The organism is Pararcticibacter amylolyticus, from assembly GCF_003130405.1.
Taxonomy (GTDB): Bacteria; Bacteroidota; Bacteroidia; order Sphingobacteriales; family Sphingobacteriaceae; genus Arcticibacter; species Arcticibacter amylolyticus.
Window position 1 is genome coordinate 132,718 of the sequence record NZ_QEAS01000011.1, and the last position, 18,051, is coordinate 150,768.

Sequence of the window (18,051 nt, forward strand, 5' to 3'; positions counted from 1 at the left end):
AGAAAAAAATAAAAAAAGTGTGCATTGAATACTTGATTTTTTTATTTTTATAAACAGATATTGACGCTTAATGATATAATTCTACATGGCTACTTATGACTTGCTAAAAGAAAAGCTGTTGCTGGAACAGATTGCGAACGGAGATGAATATGCATTCAGGCAGGTTTTCGAAACATATAAAGGCCGCGTGTATACGTTTGTTGTGAATTATATTCATTCGGAAGCAGATGCGGAGGAAATAGTGCAGGAAACATTCATGACCCTTTGGCAGAATAGAATGAGCCTGGGAAGAATTGACCATCCCAGAAATTATATTTATACGGTTGTCAGGAATAAGACTATAAACTATATGGCTAAAGCGGCCAGAAATGAAAAGACTCTCCGGTCTATCCTGGCTAGTATGAGCGATGAACTAAATCCTGTAGAAGAGCGAATGAACCTTAAGGAGAGCCATGGCCTGATCAGGGAGGCCGTTTCCAGGTTATCAGAGCAAAAACAGAAAGTGTTTTTTATGAGCAGGGAACAGGGGCTTAATCATGAGCAGATAGCGGCGGAAACGGGTTTATCAAAAAGCCGTGTAAAGAATATTATTGTAGAAGTCCTGAAATATATAAAGCTGCATCTTTCTGAAAACTCCACTATCGTATCCTTTTTGCTGTTTTTGTTCTTCAGAACGGATAAATAAGAGTAGCTGAAGAGAGCTTTCAGTTACTCAAGCTCTATGAGTTGTTTTATCAGCGCCTTACAACCTTTTTTCATAAGGCTAATCCTGGCCTGATTTAGTTTAAATGCAAAATAAATAAAAAAAAAATTTCAGCGGTCCTTATGTCTCTTCGATCTGTCTATTATAGAAATGGATTTGAAAGCCGCTATGGAAAGCAATAAGGGTGACATTAATCAGCGATTCAGGTATCTGCTTACCAAATATAAAGACAAGCAATGTTCTTTAGAAGAGATGAAGGAGCTGTTTGAATATCTGGGCGAAGATCACTACAGAGCAATTCTGGAATCGGAGATGCTTGAGGATTACAAATCGCTGGTTCCTTCAGCTTCCGTTCATAAGGTAGACTGGGATTCTGTTTATGAGAATATCATCAGTCCACAGAAGCATCAGTCACGTCCGCTATTCCCGTTCTGGTTATCCGTTGCAGCGTTATTTCTGGTTGTGATAAGTGCCGGCATTTACTTATGGAACAGTGGGTTCAGCCCGGTACGCAATACTGGAGAGCACACTATTGTAAAGCGGGATATTGCGCCGGGAAGCAATAAAGCAATTCTGAAGCTGGGAGACGGTACTCAGATTGTTCTGGACCAGGCTCAAAACGGATTTCTTGCCAGCAGCGGAAGCACAAAGATCAGAAAGGCTTCTTCAGGACAGGTAGTCTACGAATCCGGAAACAGCGATGAAACGGGGGATGTACAGATGAATACGATCACTATTCCGAGGGGAGGTCAGTTCATGGTGATATTGCCGGATAACAGCAAGGTGTGGCTGAACGCTGAATCCTCTTTAAGTTATCCGACAGCTTTTAAGGGGCGGAGCCGTCATGTCGAATTAACGGGTGAAGCTTATTTTGAGGTGGCTGGAGACCGGAACCATCCTTTCTATGTAAAAAGCGGCCGGGCGGTGGTGGAAGTGCTTGGAACGCATTTTAATGTAATGGCCTATCAGGATGCTTCTTATGCGTCCGTTACTTTGGCAGAGGGCTCAGTAAGGGTGAATGCAGGCACAGGCAATATTCTTCTGAGGCCAGGACAACAGGCTGCATTTGCCCATGAGAATGGCCCGGTCACTCTCCACGATGTTGATCCTGATGAAGTTACTGACTGGAAGAATGGATATTTCCAGTTTGACAATACTCCTGTTAACGAGGTAATGAATAAAATAAGGAGATGGTATAATGTGGATATTGAATACAGAGGAAAGAAGCCGGATGTGTTATTTACGGGAATGATCTCCAGGAATAACAATGTCTCGAAAGTGCTCACCCTGCTTGAGAAGTCGGGTGGTGTTCAGTTTGAAATAGCGGATAATAAAATTATAGTAAAAAATGACTAATACCGGGCGTATGAAGAAAACAAAGACTTAGGAAAGAGCAGGAAGTCTGAATAAACCTTTCCGGATTCGGCCCCGGAAAGGTTAAAAGCCTGCGAGTTAAGCAGGTGTTCGGGATCCGGAGAATACTTGTGCAAATATTTATCGTTAACCCAAACTCATTACAAATCTATGAATGATTATGTACATTCAAAAGGGAGCTTATTGGCTCAATTCTTTTTAATTAAGCGCAGAAAACATTCTGACTATTTTCTAAAGGCTTTTCTGGTTATGAAAATTACGGGGATTATTATTCTTGCTCTTACTCTGGAAGCTAGCGCCAGCTCGTTTGCGCAGAACGTAAGTATCACGGTGACAAATGCGAATTTGAAAAATGTATTCAAAGAAGTGAGAAAGCAGACCGGATACGATTTTATCTATAATAATGAGGTATTGGAAAGGGCTAATCCGGTAACGGTTAAAGTGGTCAAACAGGACCTGAAGGTATTACTGGCAGATATCTTTCGCAACCAGCCCCTGACTTACATTGTCGAGGATAAGGCTATAGTGGTCAATGTGAAAACAAACGGAGCTGCTTCCTTTGTGAAAGACAGGGTAATTACCGGAACTGTTGTTTCAGAGGATGACGGAATACCCTTGCCTGGGGTCTCAGTCAAAGTAAAAGGAGCGGCAAGAGGAGTGACCACCAATGCTAATGGTTATTATTCTATCAGTGTGCCAGGAGACGGAAGTGTTCTCCAGTTTGCGTATGTAGGCTTTAAAACAAAGGAAATTGCAGTGTCTTCCGGAAGCGAGTTCAACGTAAAGTTATCTGTTGAGAATAATGAATTGAATGAGGTTGTTGTCCAGGCTTATGGTACGATAAGGAGAGGTGCATTAACAAATTCTGTTTCTACTATAGCAGCGAAGGACTTTGAGAAACGCCCGATCACGAATGTTAATACAGCGCTTGCGGGGGCGGCACCGGGTATTCAAACGAATTCCGGCAGTGGTCAGCCAGGTACCGGCCCGGCTATACGGATAAGAGGATTCGGATCTATAACGGCGGGGATGGAGCCCCTGTACATTCTTGACGGAGCACCATACGATGGGGTGCTCAATAATATTAACCCCAATGATATTGAAAGTATCTCTGTCCTGAAGGATGCATCCGCTGCTGCTCTGTATGGAAGCAGGGGAGCAAACGGGGTGATCATCATTACCACCAAAAAAGGGTTAAAGAACAGCGACAGGCTGGAAGCTAAGGTATCCTCCGGTATCACCTCAAGGGCTCTGGCCAGCTATGAAAAAGTAGATGCTTTTCAATACTATCCTTTGATGTGGGAATCGATGAGGAATCAGCTGGTAGCGAGCGGGAAAACCGTTACAGAAGCTAATCAGCTTGCCACGAACGGTATTAAGACTAACCTGGTTTACAACCCCTTCAATGTGGCTGATAACGATATTGTGAGAACTGACGGCACGATGAATCCTGATGCAAAACTTCTTTATGCAGATGATCTGAACTGGAGAGAGCCGATGCAGCAGACCGGTCTCAGGCAGGACTATTCACTGGGTCTCAACGGGGGAACAGAAAAGAGCACTTATTACGTTTCGTTGAATTACCTGGATGACAAGGGCTATTCAAAACAAACAGCCTTTAACAGGATAACGGGACGAGCTAAAATAGATGCTCAGCCAAAGAAATGGTTTAAGTCGGGGGTAAACATTGCCGGGACAATATCGAAAACGGATCTGGCAAATGAAGATGCCGGGTTAAATGAAAATCCTTTCTATGTCGACCTGCTGATGGGACCTATCTATCCGGTCTATCAGCATGACCCTTCGACAGGGGAATTTCTCTATGATGACAAGGGAGAGAAGATGTATGATGACGGAGAGTTCAGGCCTATCTACCAGGGCCGGAATATTTTAGCGGAGACATCTTATAATAAGCTCTACAACAAGCGCAATGCCTTAAACGGGCGGGGATATGCAGAAGTTAGTTTTTTGAAGAACTTTAAGCTGACATTCAATGCTGCCGTAGATCTAAATAATTACGAGTATTTATTTTACAGAAACAGGATCATTGGTGATGGAAAAAGTCTTAACGGAAGAACATCCCGGACAGATACAAAATCACAATACACCAATTTTAACCAGTTGTTAAACTACAATAAAAAAGAAGGAAAACACGAGTTCGATTTTCTTGCGGGACATGAGAACTATCGCTATCTGTATCATAATCTGAATGCTCAGAGACAGAATCAGATACTGGATGGAAATGTGGAACTAGAAAATTATACTAACCCAGCTACCGCCGGCTCTTATGTCGAGGAATATAAAACAGAAGGATATTTTTCCCGGGTTCAATACAGCTTTGGTGACAGGTATTTTGGCTCTGCCTCTTACCGGCGTGACGCCTCTTCAAAATTTTACGATAAGGTTAGATGGGGGAATTTCTGGTCGGCGGGAGCCGGATGGAATATTCATAACGAAGAATTCTTCCGTGTTAAGTGGATTGACCATTTGAAGCTTAGAACAGCTTATGGTGATTTGGGATCTGATGCCATTCCCGGTTATTATTTGTGGCAATCGTTCTACAACATCGGAGAGAATAACAATACTGAGCCCGGAATAACACGTAACCGCGTTGCTGGAAACAAAGAGCTGGCCTGGGAGCATAATACAAGTTTGGATGCAGCATTGGAATACGGGCTTTTCAACAGCCGTGTTAATGGTTCTTTTGAGTTCTTCCACCGCAAATCGGACGCGCTACTTTTTAGCGTTCCACTGCCCCTGTCGTCGGGGATGACAAGCCAGCCCCGCAATATCGGCAGTATGTATAACAGAGGCTGGGAAGTAGAACTCCGCGCAGATGCGATTAAGAAAAAAGACTTTAACTGGAATATTGCCCTCAACTGGACTAAATTCAAAAACCGCATAACGAAACTACCCAGTGAACAGATCATTGACGGTACTAAAAACAGGATGGTGGGTCGTTCCGTATATGATTACTGGTTACGGGATTTTTACGGCGTAGATCCCCAAACCGGCCGGGAGCTTTATACTGCTAACCCGGCGCTTGAGGACGCCGCTGCTTTTACAAACGACCGTGGAGATCAGGTTACTACCGACGCCAATTCTGCATTGTATCATTTTGCCGGCACTGCCATTGCTGACTATTATGGCAGCCTGGGTAATACGTTTTCCTATAAATCTTTTTCTTTGAATTTTCTTTTTATGTTCCAGGTGGGAGGGAAGGCATTTGACAGTGACTACCAGTCCCTGATGTACAATGGAACTTATGGACGTGCTTTGCATAAAGATGCCCTGAAGCGCTGGCAGAACGAAGGAGATGTTACGGATGTGCCGGTAAGAAACACTGGTACGACCATGTATGACAGCGACCGCTGGCTGATTGATGCAACTGCTTTGAGCTTAAGAAGCGCTTCTTTAACTTATACGCTTCCCAAGACCTTTGCATCGCGTATGAAGATCAGCCGTGCCCAGGCATACCTCACTGGTGAAAACTTGTTTATTGTGTCGAAAAGAAAGGGGCTCGACCCGACTCAATCATTTACGGGCGTGTCTTCCTATACTTATGCGCCAACAAGGATAGTAACGCTAGGGATTAATCTTTCACTTTAATGATATGAAAATGAAAAGAAGAGTTTATTTTCTCCTTAATATATGTTTGGTTCTTTTATGGTCATCCTGTTCAAAGGATTATCTGAATACCAATCCTACAGACCGGGTATCTGAAGAAACAGCCTTTCAGAGTATTGACAATGCGCGAAAAGCCTTAAACGGCATTTACAGAATACTGTACACGCAGTATACTAACCAGCATCGTGATGGTCAGGGAGCTATAATGATCAATCTTGATGCCATGGGAGAGGACTACGTAAGAACCAACGCTTCTTATGTTTATCATTATCAGTCGTACCGATGGACGGCACACCGAAACGTTGCGGATGCAAATGTCAACGCGTTCACTTATGCGTTCTATTATATTATTGTGTCTAATGCTAACATGATAATAACCAATATTGAAAGTATAGAGGGCGCGGAAGAAGATAAGAAAGTTCTCAGGGGAGAAGCACTTGCTTTGAGGGGCTGGGCACATTTTCAGCTTGTACAGTTATACGGTAAGCGGTATGATGCAACAGCGAAGCCCAATAATCAGCCGGGAGTTCCTATTGTAGTCACGGCTTCAACGAAGGGGCAACCACGCGCTACCGTTGAGGAGGTGTATACTCAAATAAATTCTGATCTGGATGCCGCTCTTGAAAACTTATCAGCTTCGAGAGCGAATAAGACCCATGTTAATGCAAATGTGGTAAAGGGATTCAAGGCCAGGGTGGCATTAGCCATGCAGGATTGGGACAATGCAGTCAAATATGCCAGAGAGGCAAGAACGGGCGCCGGGTTTTTGATGACGAATGCGCAGTATTTACAGGGGTTCAGCAGAATTGATAATCCTGAGTGGATGTGGGGAATAGTACAGCCCTCAGACCAGGTACCTGCTTATGGCTCATTCTTTGCGTACATGTCGGCTAACTTTAATTCAGCATTTACACGTGTGAATCCGAAATGTATCAATTCTCAGCTTTATGCGAAGATTCCCGCGGGTGATATCCGTAAAAAGTTATGGTGGGACGGAACCACAGCCGATGCCGTTAATTTTCCCGGAGTTTTAAATACAGACGGCACAAGAGTTTCGGGCCAGACAAGGACTATCTATCAGCATAGAAAATACCTGGTACCCGACTATAACAACCGGGCAGGTGATATACCTTATATGCGGATTGCAGAAATGTATCTGATCGAGGCAGAGGCCCTTGCCCGTTCCGGGAAGGATAGCGAGGCTGCCAGCGCCCTGCTGCCCCTGGCTGTCAACCGGAATCCGTCCTACACGCTAAGCACTAATACAGGCGCTGCGCTTATTGAAGAAATCATGATCCAGAGAAGAGTAGAACTGTGGGGTGAAGGATTCAGATTCCTTGACCTGAAGAGGACGAACGCTGATCTGGACAGGAGAAATACCAATCATAAACTTGATGTTGCCAATATCATGTATGTTCCGGCAGGAGATAATTCCTGGCAATGGCTGATCCCGCAGGATGAAATCGATGCGAACGAAGCGATGGGCCCTGAAGATCAGAATCCATAAATCCCGGACAGTCATGCGAAAAGCATTTCCGGTTTACTTTTTTGTTTTGGTTCTGCTATCTGGTTGTCATCCGGCGAGGAATATGATAAGCAGAACCGATACTGTTCCTGCCGGAGTCGACCTGCAGGAACGGTATATTAAAGTATTCAGCAGCCAGGATCGTACAGTCTCGTTCTCCAACCAGTTCGCGGCCGGCAGGTTAAATCATGTGACGCAGGAAAATGACAGTACTTTCCTTTTGAGTATAGTTCCTGAAAATAAGCCGGTGAACCCGAGTCCCTGGTATGCATTCAAGGTCTCTGCTTCAAAACCCTGCCGGATATATGTTAAATTATTTTATGATGGGTTTAAGCATCGCTACAATCCGAAGATTAAAAGCAGTACTTCTCAGTGGAGGGAAATAGGGGCAGTTCAGTTAAGCAAGTCGAAGGATACGGCGCTTGCCCGGTTAGAAGCAGGTCCGGATACTCTCACTGTTGCTGCGCAGGAAATTATTACGAGCAAAGATTCGTACAAGTGGATGGCCAGTCTTGCTGCCAAACCTTTTATTAAAAGCCAGCGTGCCGGTAAAAGTTTGATGGGAAAGCCGGTCACTGTACTGCATACTTCAGGCAGCAATGGTAAAAGGCTGGTTGTCGTTTTAAGCAGGCAACATCCTCCGGAAGTAACCGGATACATGGCCATGCAGGAATTCGTAGAAACAGTCACCGGTGACTCTGACCTTGCCAGACGCTTCAGGGAACAATATGAACTGATTGTGTTCCCGATGATGAATCCTGACGGAGTAGATGAAGGTCACTGGCGTCACAGTGCTGCCGGAGTTGACCTGAACCGGGACTGGGAATTTTTTCGTCAGCCGGAAGTGCGGGCAGTGAAAGACTTTCTGAGCCGGCGTACCCGCCGGAATGCTAAGGTGATATTTGCTATTGACTTCCACTCTACTTTTTATGATGTGTTTTATACTAATTCAGATACGCTGAACACCAATCTTCCCGGATTTACCAACAAATGGCTGAACGCATTTGAACGTGCTATCCCAGGATTCAGGCCAAATGTTAAGCCATCCGGAAATGGAGGAAATGTATCGAAAAGCTGGATGATGAGAGAATTAAAAGCGAATGCGCTTACTTATGAAGTTGGCGACGATACTCCCCGTGATCTGCTGAAGGAAAAAGGGAGAGTGGCTGCGGAAAAAATGATGGAGCTTTTGCTCCGGTAATATTATTTGTATCATTGATATGGTCATATCGGATTTTTTTAAAAGAGCTATAAAAGCCTGGTTACTGCTGAGCTTTGTTGTTCACACATGCCAGGCTCAGGTCCCGCGGCCGGCGGATGTCTTTGGCTTTGAGCCGGGAGCTGATTATAAAATAGCAGGCTGGAAGCAATTGCTGGATTATTACACCCGCCTGGACAAAGCCAGCGAAAGGGTGAAGATGGTGGAAATCGGTAAGTCTGTACAGGGACGGTCTCTGCTGTTGTTATTTGTTTCGTCTGAGGAAAACCTGAAACAACTTGATCTCTGGCGCACGATCAGCGAAAAGCTGTCGAGAGCAAAAATAGGAGAGCCGGAGGCGAGGCAACTGGCAGCCCGCGGGAAGGCGATTGTATGGGTAGATGCGGGGCTTCACGCTTCGGAGAAGGCTCCCGCACAAATGGCTTCTGAACTGGCGTATAAGCTGGTCACGCTGGAGACGCCGGAAGTAAAGAAAATACGTGATGAGGTGGTCACTCTTCTTATGCCGGTGATGAACCCGGATGGGCTGGATATTGTGGCTGACTGGTATCGTGCCCAGTTAGGTACTCCTTACGAAACAACGAACCCTCCCTGGCTTTATCATGTGTATGCCGGGCATGACAATAACCGTGACTGGTTTATGAACAACCTGCCTGAAACCAGAGCGGTTAACAGAGTGTTGTATCACCAGTGGTATCCGCAGATCGTTTATAATCACCACCAGTCAGCCCCTTCGTGGACCAGGATCTTTTTGCCTCCTTTTGCAAGTCCGCTGAATCCTAATATTCACCCCGGAATTACAACGGCAGTTAATCTTCTGGGTTCTGCTATGGCCAACAGGCTCGCTTTGAAAAAAATGCCCGGAGTAATTTCACAGTTCACCTACGATATGTGGTGGAACGGAGGAATGCGGTCGGTCCCCTATTTTCATAATCAGATAGGTCTTCTGACGGAAGTCGCCCACCCCTCGCCAACTCCAAAAACATATCCTAAGGATTCCCTTCCTTCTGTTATCGGGTCTTCTGTCACAATGCCCACCAATGGTACAGATGTGTTTTATCCATATCCCTGGAAGGGGGGTGTTTCGCATTTCCGGGATGCTGTAGATTATACGCTTGAGACCTCGTTCGCTGTTCTGCAAATGGCTTCTCTGCAGAGAGAGCAGTACCTGTATAATATTTACAGGATGGGACGGGATGCAATTGAAACCCGGGACAGCCTTTTTGCTTACGTAATTCCTGCTTCGCAATGGGACAACGGGGAAGCGATTAACCTGGTGAATATCCTGCGAATGGGAGGTGTAGAGGTGCAGCAGGCATTAAGCGGTTTTAAAGCGGGTGAAACTTCTTATCCGGCAGGATCTTTCGTTATATGCGCAGCGCAGGCATTTCGTCCATACGTGGTCGACCTGCTGGAAAGGCAACTTTATCCTGACCGGAGATTGTATAAAGATGGCCCGCCTTTAAGACCCTACGATCTTACAGGCTGGACCTTGCCATTGCAGATGGGTGTAAAAGTGGACCGCGTTGCTTCCGAATTTTCAGTAAATGTGAAGGAGGTTGGCGAAATGGCAGTTCCTGCTCCGGGAAAGACTGTTCAGGGAGCGAAGTTTGGATATTTGCTGTCTCCTAAGGGGAATGGAACATTTAAGGTAATCAATGAATTTCTTAAGGAGGGTATACGTGTTGAACGTGCAGCTGCCGGCTTTAGTGAGGGAGATCACCAATATCCGGCCGGATCGTTTATTATAAGAAGTAAAGCGGGTATTTACGACAGACTGAAGCAGGCGGCGGTGAAAACCGGTCTTGATTTTATTCCCCTGAATTTGAAACCGTCTGTGGGGCTGAAAGAAATAAATCCCGTTCGTGTAGCTATCTATAAGTCATGGGTGGCTAATATGGATGAGGGATGGACCCGCTGGCTACTGGAAAATTATTCTTTTAATCTGGATACGCTTCATGATCAGGATCTTATTAAAAAGGATCTTTCAGGATATCATGCAATTATTATTCCCGATCAGTCAGCCTCTTCTATTCTGAACGGGTATCGTAAAGGTGCCATGCCAGAGATGTACACAGGCGGGATCGGCAAGAATGGAGTTGCTGCCCTTGAGAAGTATATTAGCCGTGGAGGGCGTTTGGTTACGCTAGATGGTGCCAGTGATTTTGCTATTCAGCAATTTGATCTTCCTTTAAAGAACGTTGTCGCCGGGGTGCCCCGCGAAAAGTTCTATATCCCGGGGAGCCTGATACGCATGAGGATCAATCAGAAATCGGGTTTTACATGGGGCATGCAGGAGGAGGTCAGCGCGTCTTTTAACAACAGCCGGGCTTTTGAACTTAAGCAAGGTGTTTCAGATGGCCAGGGTAGTTCGGAAGTGGTGGCTTCTTATGCTCCTGACAGCCTTTTAATGAGCGGATGGGCGCTGGGGGATAGGATTATTGCCGGAAAGCCATCTGTCGTAAATATTAAAAAAGGGAAAGGGGATATTTATCTATTTGCGTTTAGTCCCCAGTTCAGGGGGCAGTCGCATGCAACATATAAACTTCTTTTTAATGCTCTCATAAATTGATGATTCGGCCGGGATCCTACACAATCAGTTTTTTCTGGTGATGCAGATCCCGGTTTGTTAAATCAAAGCCTGGTTGCCAGGACACAGGGCTTTCTGTACTTTTTTACATGACCGTTTATATCAAACAGTTCGGCATAGACGATGTAGATCCCTGCCGGTGCGAGCGTATTATTGTCATTCATACCATCCCAGCTGATCGTACCTTCCGCTCCCAATGTAAGGTTTTTTGCTACCCGTTTTATAGGTACGCCCCGGTCATTGTAGATTGTTATGTTTGCGATCATGCCAGCATCGTTTAGCTTGTAACAGATTATCAGGGCGTCTTCAAAACCATCATTGTCGGGAGAGAAGGTGGTAGAGTTAAGGGAAATGCCTTCGTTTTTTACTGTATTTTCTACAAACTGAGAGTTTTTGTAAGTGGGAGTGGCATATCCGGCAGCACCTGCCGCTGATCTGAAATTGCCGGGAGAATTGGCATCTACACTGAAGCTGACTCTCTCAAGGGATACTCCATCCGGATTTTTAATAAGGGGGAAGTGCATTTTTTCAGTATAGCTGAATTCGTCGATCCTTGTGGAATCTGCGTAGAGTATAACCGTGCCGGCATCATTGTTAAACGCAGGCATGGAGGTCATTTTGACAAAAGCATCCGGATGCTCCGTATGATATTCATTTTTAATATTCTCCGGATCTGTAGTAAGAACGATGTACTGTCCGGGCGCAAACTTGACACTATTCACGCTTATTTTTTTAATACTGCTTAGTGTGTCTTTCTTTATAGTAGCCAGCGACAGGTCAGACAGGTCCATAACTTTGGAAGAATTGTTATAGATCTCAACAAAGTCTGCTCCTTCTCCGCGCGGGTTGAATAAAACTTCGCTTATCAGAATGTCTCCGGGCATGATCTTTTCGCCTTCAAAGCCGCCCGGCTCTTCAGGTGTAGTACCAGGATCGGTATTCAGCGGGCCGATTTTAAAATCATCGAAAATAAACTGGTCTGATCTTGATTTGGAGTACACACACTGGACGCCAAACCAACCGGTGTTTTCCACTGGTTTTGAGTCTGGGGCCTGTCCTTCTTCCGTGAAAGCGTTCTCTTCAGCGTTTTTTGTGAGCAGTATCCATTTGCCTTCGCTTGTTTTGTTTACCCGGATCCTGGCTGCTATTTTGCTTCCGTTTGCTCTTCCGTCTTTGCCATCAATGAGAAGGACTTCACTGTCTCCATTCTTCCTGTAAAGATCGTATGAGTCTTTGGCCCCGTTTTCGCCTATCTGGATAAAATACCCATTGAGATCTTCGTTGAGGTCCTGCTTGTCGGATTGCAGGTATATGCGGGCAAAGTTAGAGGCGGAGGGGCTGAAGTTTAACTGAATATAAAATTCCCACGTGGCTTCGGTCACTTTACGGTTGACCGTTGCGAGGTATATCATGCCGGCTGAGTCGCTTTTTACGCTTTGCAACTGACCGGATTTGTTAATACAGAAAGAAGAGGTGGATCCAAGCCACGCGGGCGAGTTTGTAAAATCCTTGTCGTCAAAAGAATCCTGAAGTTGGGAAAATGCAGAATTCACATAAAAAATGCAGAAAAAGAGTAAACATTTCTTCATATTTGACAGATTCAAATCATTAAGTAACATATTTATTCACAATTAAAATGAAAGTCGCAGTTGTAGGCGCTACGGGCCTGGTAGGCTCGGTGATGTTAAAAGTTTTAGCAGAGCGCAATTTCCCGGTTACTGAATTAATTCCTGTCGCATCAGCCAAGAGTGCTGGTAAAGAAGTAGACTTTAAGGGTAAGAAGTACAAGGTAGTAACAGTGGATGATGCAATTGCAATGAAACCTGATGTGGCTTTGTTCTCAGCAGGAGGCAGTACTTCTCTTGAACAGGCTCCAAGGTTTGCAGAAGCCGGTACAGTAGTGATCGATAATTCATCAGCATGGCGCATGGATCCTACCAAAAAGCTGGTTGTTCCTGAGGTGAATGCAAATGTAATAACCAAAGAGGATAAAATTATTGCAAATCCAAATTGTTCTACCATCCAGATGGTTGTAGCCCTGAAACCGCTTCACGAAAAATATAAGATCAAACGTGTGGTTGTTTCTACCTACCAGTCTGTTACCGGAACAGGAAAGAAGGCTGTAGATCAATTGATGAACGAACGGAATGGGATAGAAGGAGCGAAGGCTTATCCCTATACTATAGATCTGAATGTCATTCCTCATATCGATGTTTTTCAGGATAACGGGTATACGAAGGAGGAAATGAAAATGATCTACGAAACAAAGAAGATTATGGGGGATGATTCCATCCGTGTAACGGCAACTACAGTCCGTATTCCGGTTATGGGAGGCCACTCAGAGTCGGTAAATATAGAGTTTGAAAATGATTTTGATCTTGCAGAAGTCAGGTCTTTGCTGGAGCAGCAGGAAGGTCTGATCGTTGTTGACGATCCGGCAAATCTGAAATATCCCATGCCTATGGATGCTCATGAAAAGGACGAGGTTTTGGTTGGACGGATCCGGAGGGATGAATCTCAGCCGAATACCCTGAATTTGTGGGTTGTGGCGGATAATTTGCGGAAAGGTGCAGCAACAAATGCTGTGCAGATTGCGGAATACATGAAAAAGAACGGGCTTCTCTGAAACGTTTTCCTGCCCTGATAAAATTATAGCCGGCCAAGATTGCCGGCAACATATTAATCTAACTGGTTTAAGGGCTCCTTAAACCAGTTTTTTAGTTTTTAGTAATCAATAAATGGTGTCCGGAAAGCGGATTGCCAGCATCCGGATATGAGATCATATATTCTTTGTTTTTTTCTTTTTCTAATTGTTTTCCCGTGTTCTGCACAACCGCTTGCAAAGAGAATTGCTACTGCTTATTCCTCCTTTGAAAAGGATGATCAGATGAAATATGGAGTCAGTTCATTGTGTGTTCTGAATGCAGAAACGGGCGAGGTCTTGTTTTCAAAAAATGAAGAGATGGGACTGGCTCCTGCCTCTACATTGAAGACCGTGACCTCGGTGACTGCATTTAACTTACTGGGCGGTGACTTTAAATGGGAGACTTCATTAGGGTACACCGGAACGATCACGAATGGTGTACTGAACGGCGATCTTATATTAAGAGGAAGCGGAGATCCAGCTCTGGGCAGTTCCCGTTATGAGCAGACCAAATCTGATATTCTCTTAAGCCGGTGGCTGAATGCAGTTAGAAAAGCAGGCATCACAAAGATCCAGGGCCGCGTTATTACAGATGACAGGTTGTTTGGCACAGCCAATATCCCTCTGGGCTGGATATGGCAGGATATCGGCAATTATTATGGTGCAGGGGCCAGTTCCTGTACGTGGCAGGAAAACCAGTTCGGACTGGCTATCAGGCCCGGCAGCAAACCCGGTGCTCCCGTCGCTATTGAAAGGACGAACCCTGAAATTGATGGGCTGAAAGTGGTGAATGAGGTATCTACCGGATCTCCGGGAAGCGGAGATAATGTTTATGCATTTTCTTCACCTTATACAGACGTTGTGTATGTTAGGGGGAGCTATGGAATAGATCTGCGGAAGACGGTTATGGCGTCTGTGCCGGATCCCGCGTTTCAGCTTGCTTCTGATCTGCGGAATAAGCTTGCAGGTGGTGGAGTGATTACTTCCGGAGTTGCTACCAGTTTCAGAAAATTGAACCTGGCGGGTGAATTGGCAATGCCGGAGGCAACTGTTATAGATCAGTATTATTCGCCTGAACTATCCAGGATTATTTACTGGCTGAATCAGAAAAGCCTTAACCTTTATGCAGAGAATATTCTGAAAACCATGGCCGTTAAACAAGTAAGATCAGCAGATTTTGCGGATGGGGCAGATCTGATTGCGGATTACTGGATGAAGAGGCTGGGTGTAGACAGGCGTGCAATCGATATCCTGGATGGCAGCGGCCTATCGCCAGAAAACCGCATCACTACATTAGCTATGACCAGGATACTTCAGTCGGCGGGGAAAGAAAAGTGGTTCAGCAGCTTCTATGAAAGCCTTCCTCTTTACAATAATATGAAGATGAAAAGCGGTAGTATCAGGAATGTTCTTGCTTATGCAGGCTACCAGAAAAGTGCCGACGGTACACCCTTAGTGTTTACATTTATCACAAATCACTATAATGGCAGTACTTCGTCAATAAAACAGAAAATGTTCAGGGTTCTTGATGTGTTGAAATAAACTAAATCATTTCTATCTTAGTTTAATAAAAAGATAAGGATGAAAAGATTACTACCTTTTCTGTTTCTGTTGTTATTTAGCGTTTCGTCCTTCGCCCAAACTAACTATAGCAGAAAAAAAGTTTTTAAGCTGTCGGCAGCTGTGAGTTCCCGCGACTATATGCGGGGAAGTGTTATAGTAAAGTTCAGAGAGAAAGCCTCAGGAGCAAAGACATTGTCGTCAGCGCCTTCTCTAACCCTGAGATCGGCTGTGGTGACATCCCTCGTACAAAAGTTTCCTACGGGTTTGTCAAAAGACAGAAGCGCTGTGTCAAAGGAGGTTGAAAGAACAGGATTAAACCGGATCTATGAACTTAAATATTCCGGTGAGGCTGGTATAGAAACCGTTATCAATGAATTGTTGAAAGACGGTGATGTTGAATATGCTGAGCCGAACTATATAGCCCATGTAAACTATACCCCCAATGATCCTTACTATTCAATGGCTCAAAATTACCTGGAACAGGTGAAAGCGTCTCTTGCATGGAATGTTCTGGCAAATTCAGGAGGGATTGTCATTGGAATAGTCGACACCGGCTCTGATCTTACTCATGAAGATCTTTCCTCCAGTATCATAGGAGGGATTGACCTGATAGGGGCAAGCGCAGCGTCTCCCCGGCAGGATGATAACCCTGGTGTAACAAGGCCCCTCAACGACCATGGGGTGCATGTAAGTGGCCTTGCTGCTGCGATATCCAACAATAACAAAGGGATAGCCAGTATTTCGTCTAATGCGAAATTGCTGATTGTGAAAGTTGCAGCGGATGATAATGCGGAAGATATTTATTATGGATATGACGGAATCAAGTATGCTGTTGATCAAGGCGCAAACATTGTCAATTGTTCATGGGGCAGCCAGGAGAGGAGTCTTTATGGAGAGGATGTTGTCAATTATGCAATAAGTAAAGGCTGTTTGATAGTTGCTGCCGCGGGGAATCACAACGTTTCTACTCCTGACTACCCGGCGGGTTATAAAGGTGTTATGGCCGTGGCTAACGTAGGTGCCGGTGACAGAAAAGCAGGGACGTCCAATTTCGGGGGTTTTGTATCTATCTCTGCCCCTGGAGAAGGTATCTTCAGTACCCGTTTTCCGAATACTTATGGATATCTTTCCGGAACGTCTATGGCCACGCCAATAGTTTCCAGTGCAGCTGCGCTTGTGAAATCCTATCGAACAGATCTATCCATGCAGCAGGTTGGAGAGCTTCTGAGGGTTACTGCTGATGACATAGATGGCCAGAATGAGGCTTATGCGCAGCGACTTGGAAAAGGACGATTAAATGTATTCAGGGCTCTTACTGAGACTACGAGCCCGGCTGTGAGGTATCAGAACATCATCACACGTGATGATAACAGCGGAAGCTTTATGGCCGGGAGCACCTTTAGTATTTATCTTGAGCTTAAAAACTATCTGGCTCCTTCCCGGAGTCTGAAAGTGTCGCTGAAGAGTGATAATCCTTATGTCTCGGTGCAGGCAGGTGCGGTGAGTGTCGGCTCTCTGCGCACGCTTGAGAGCAAAAGTATGATAGGGCCTTTTCTTGTGTCGGTGAACTCCGGCACTCCTGATAATTCACAGGTTGAGTTTAAGATTGAGTATTCTGATGAGGAATCTTCTTATAATGATTATGAAAATTTCACACTGGCTGTTGCCCTTGACTATATGAATATTACCACTGAAACCCTTGCTACTACCGTTACCAGTAACGGCAGGATCGGATTCAGTTCAAATGACCAGAGCGGAGGACTTGGCTTTCAGTACAAAGGGAACCAGCTGTTATACGAAGCCTCTCTGATGATTGCCAGTAAGGCTGAGGAGTTAAAAGTGTCGGATAATGCGAGGGTGAGTGAGTTTAGCGGTAATGAACATTTCATCAAAAGAAGGGCTGTAAAGGAAGTATCAACTGACAGTACTATTGCCGGAGTTTCCGAATTTGATGATGATGGTAACTCCGATGGCCTCCGAATTGATGTGAAACATTCGCTTACAGCGCGAAAAGATCCTGATGAGAGTAAATTTGTCGTAGCAGAATACGAAGTGATCAACAGAAACCCGGGTGCGCTGAATGGCGTATATATCGGACTTTTTAATGATTGGGATGTAGATAATGCTGATTTTAACGGCACAGCATATGATGCATTGACCAGAATTGCGTATGCTTACAGCACTAATAACAGTTCTGCCCCTTTTGTGGGAGTAAAATATTTATCATCTGAAGGTACTACGCCTTCTTACTATCCCCTGTCGAATGGTTCGGGCATATTGAATGATGGAAATTTTACTCCTGAGGAAAAATTTGAGACTCTGTCTTCCGGTATCAAATCTGCTGGAACCGGGATCTCAGGTGCCGATATTTCCTTTGTTTCCGGCTATGGCCCGTTTACAATTCCGGCTAACGGTTCAGTTAAAGTTGCTTTTGCCTATGGGGCAGGGGACAATCTGGATGATCTGAGGACTGCTTTAGGGAAAGCTCAGGCTTCTTACAATGGAAGGAACAACGCTCTTGCGTCTTCTGCAACGCTTTACAGCTATCCTAACCCGGTAACCTCTTCTTATAATAATAATGTAGCCGCTGTGGTGAACCTGCCCGACAATGCTGTGGTATCCCTTGATCTCTTCAATCTACTGGGGCAGAAGGTCAAGACATTTTTAAAAGATACGTCTCTCGAAAAGGGCTCTCATACGTTGTATTATAATTTCACCGATTTGGGCAGCGGGATTTACCTGATGAGATTGCGGTATAATAACGTGGTGAAGACTCATAAGATAAGTGTGGTAAGGTGAGGAGTAG

The 18,051-nt window shown here is 45.0% G+C and carries 10 protein-coding genes; 9 read left to right on the top strand and 1 reads right to left on the bottom strand.

Annotated elements, in window-relative coordinates:
* Positions 1 to 85 precede the first annotated feature (85 nt).
* The 6 genes from DDR33_RS14315 (at position 86) to DDR33_RS14340 (ending at position 11,020) form a co-directional block, all read left to right on the top strand.
* The gene (locus DDR33_RS14315; RefSeq protein WP_109416487.1) at positions 86 to 685 is read left to right on the top strand and encodes an RNA polymerase sigma factor; all 600 of its coding nucleotides are present in this window, start codon (positions 86 to 88) and stop codon (positions 683 to 685) included.
* A gap of 186 nt (positions 686 to 871) precedes the next feature.
* Entirely contained in the window at positions 872 to 2,059 is a 1,188-nt protein-coding gene (locus DDR33_RS14320) for a FecR family protein (RefSeq protein ID WP_158280755.1), read from the top strand.
* 267 nt (positions 2,060 to 2,326) lie between these two features.
* Entirely contained in the window at positions 2,327 to 5,686 is a 3,360-nt protein-coding gene (locus DDR33_RS14325; protein ID WP_158280756.1) for a SusC/RagA family TonB-linked outer membrane protein, read from the top strand.
* A 10-nt stretch (positions 5,687 to 5,696) separates the two neighbouring features.
* Positions 5,697 to 7,211, top strand: coding sequence for a RagB/SusD family nutrient uptake outer membrane protein (locus tag DDR33_RS14330; protein WP_109416588.1), 1,515 nt, complete (start codon positions 5,697 to 5,699; stop codon positions 7,209 to 7,211).
* An 82-nt stretch (positions 7,212 to 7,293) separates the two neighbouring features.
* Positions 7,294 to 8,430 carry a M14 family metallopeptidase gene (locus tag DDR33_RS14335; protein ID WP_158280757.1) on the top strand — a complete coding sequence of 379 codons (1,137 nt, stop codon included), beginning with the start codon at positions 7,294 to 7,296 and terminating at the stop codon, positions 8,428 to 8,430.
* Between the two features lie 19 nt (positions 8,431 to 8,449).
* On the top strand, positions 8,450 to 11,020 hold the full coding sequence (locus DDR33_RS14340) for a M14 family metallopeptidase (protein ID WP_109416491.1): 2,571 nt from the start codon (positions 8,450 to 8,452) through the stop codon (positions 11,018 to 11,020).
* A 62-nt stretch (positions 11,021 to 11,082) separates the two neighbouring features.
* Here DDR33_RS14340 and DDR33_RS14345 read toward each other — a convergent pair whose 3' ends face one another.
* Positions 11,083 to 12,627 carry a lamin tail domain-containing protein gene (locus DDR33_RS14345; protein ID WP_158280758.1) on the bottom strand — a complete coding sequence of 515 codons (1,545 nt, stop codon included), beginning with the start codon at positions 12,625 to 12,627 and terminating at the stop codon, positions 11,083 to 11,085.
* A 47-nt stretch (positions 12,628 to 12,674) separates the two neighbouring features.
* Here DDR33_RS14345 and DDR33_RS14350 point away from each other — a divergent pair, with 47 nt between their 5' ends.
* The 3 genes from DDR33_RS14350 (at position 12,675) to DDR33_RS14360 (ending at position 18,044) form a co-directional block, all read left to right on the top strand.
* Complete coding sequence (locus tag DDR33_RS14350) at positions 12,675 to 13,664, top strand: aspartate-semialdehyde dehydrogenase (protein WP_109416493.1); 990 nt, start codon at positions 12,675 to 12,677, stop codon at positions 13,662 to 13,664.
* Between the two features lie 261 nt (positions 13,665 to 13,925).
* Positions 13,926 to 15,224 (top strand): D-alanyl-D-alanine carboxypeptidase/D-alanyl-D-alanine endopeptidase, encoded by a 1,299-nt coding sequence (gene dacB / locus DDR33_RS14355; protein ID WP_238387808.1) that lies wholly within the window; start codon positions 13,926 to 13,928, stop codon positions 15,222 to 15,224.
* 39 nt (positions 15,225 to 15,263) lie between these two features.
* The gene (locus DDR33_RS14360) at positions 15,264 to 18,044 is read left to right on the top strand and encodes a S8 family peptidase (RefSeq protein ID WP_109416495.1); all 2,781 of its coding nucleotides are present in this window, start codon (positions 15,264 to 15,266) and stop codon (positions 18,042 to 18,044) included.
* The last annotated feature ends 7 nt before the right edge of the window (positions 18,045 to 18,051 follow it).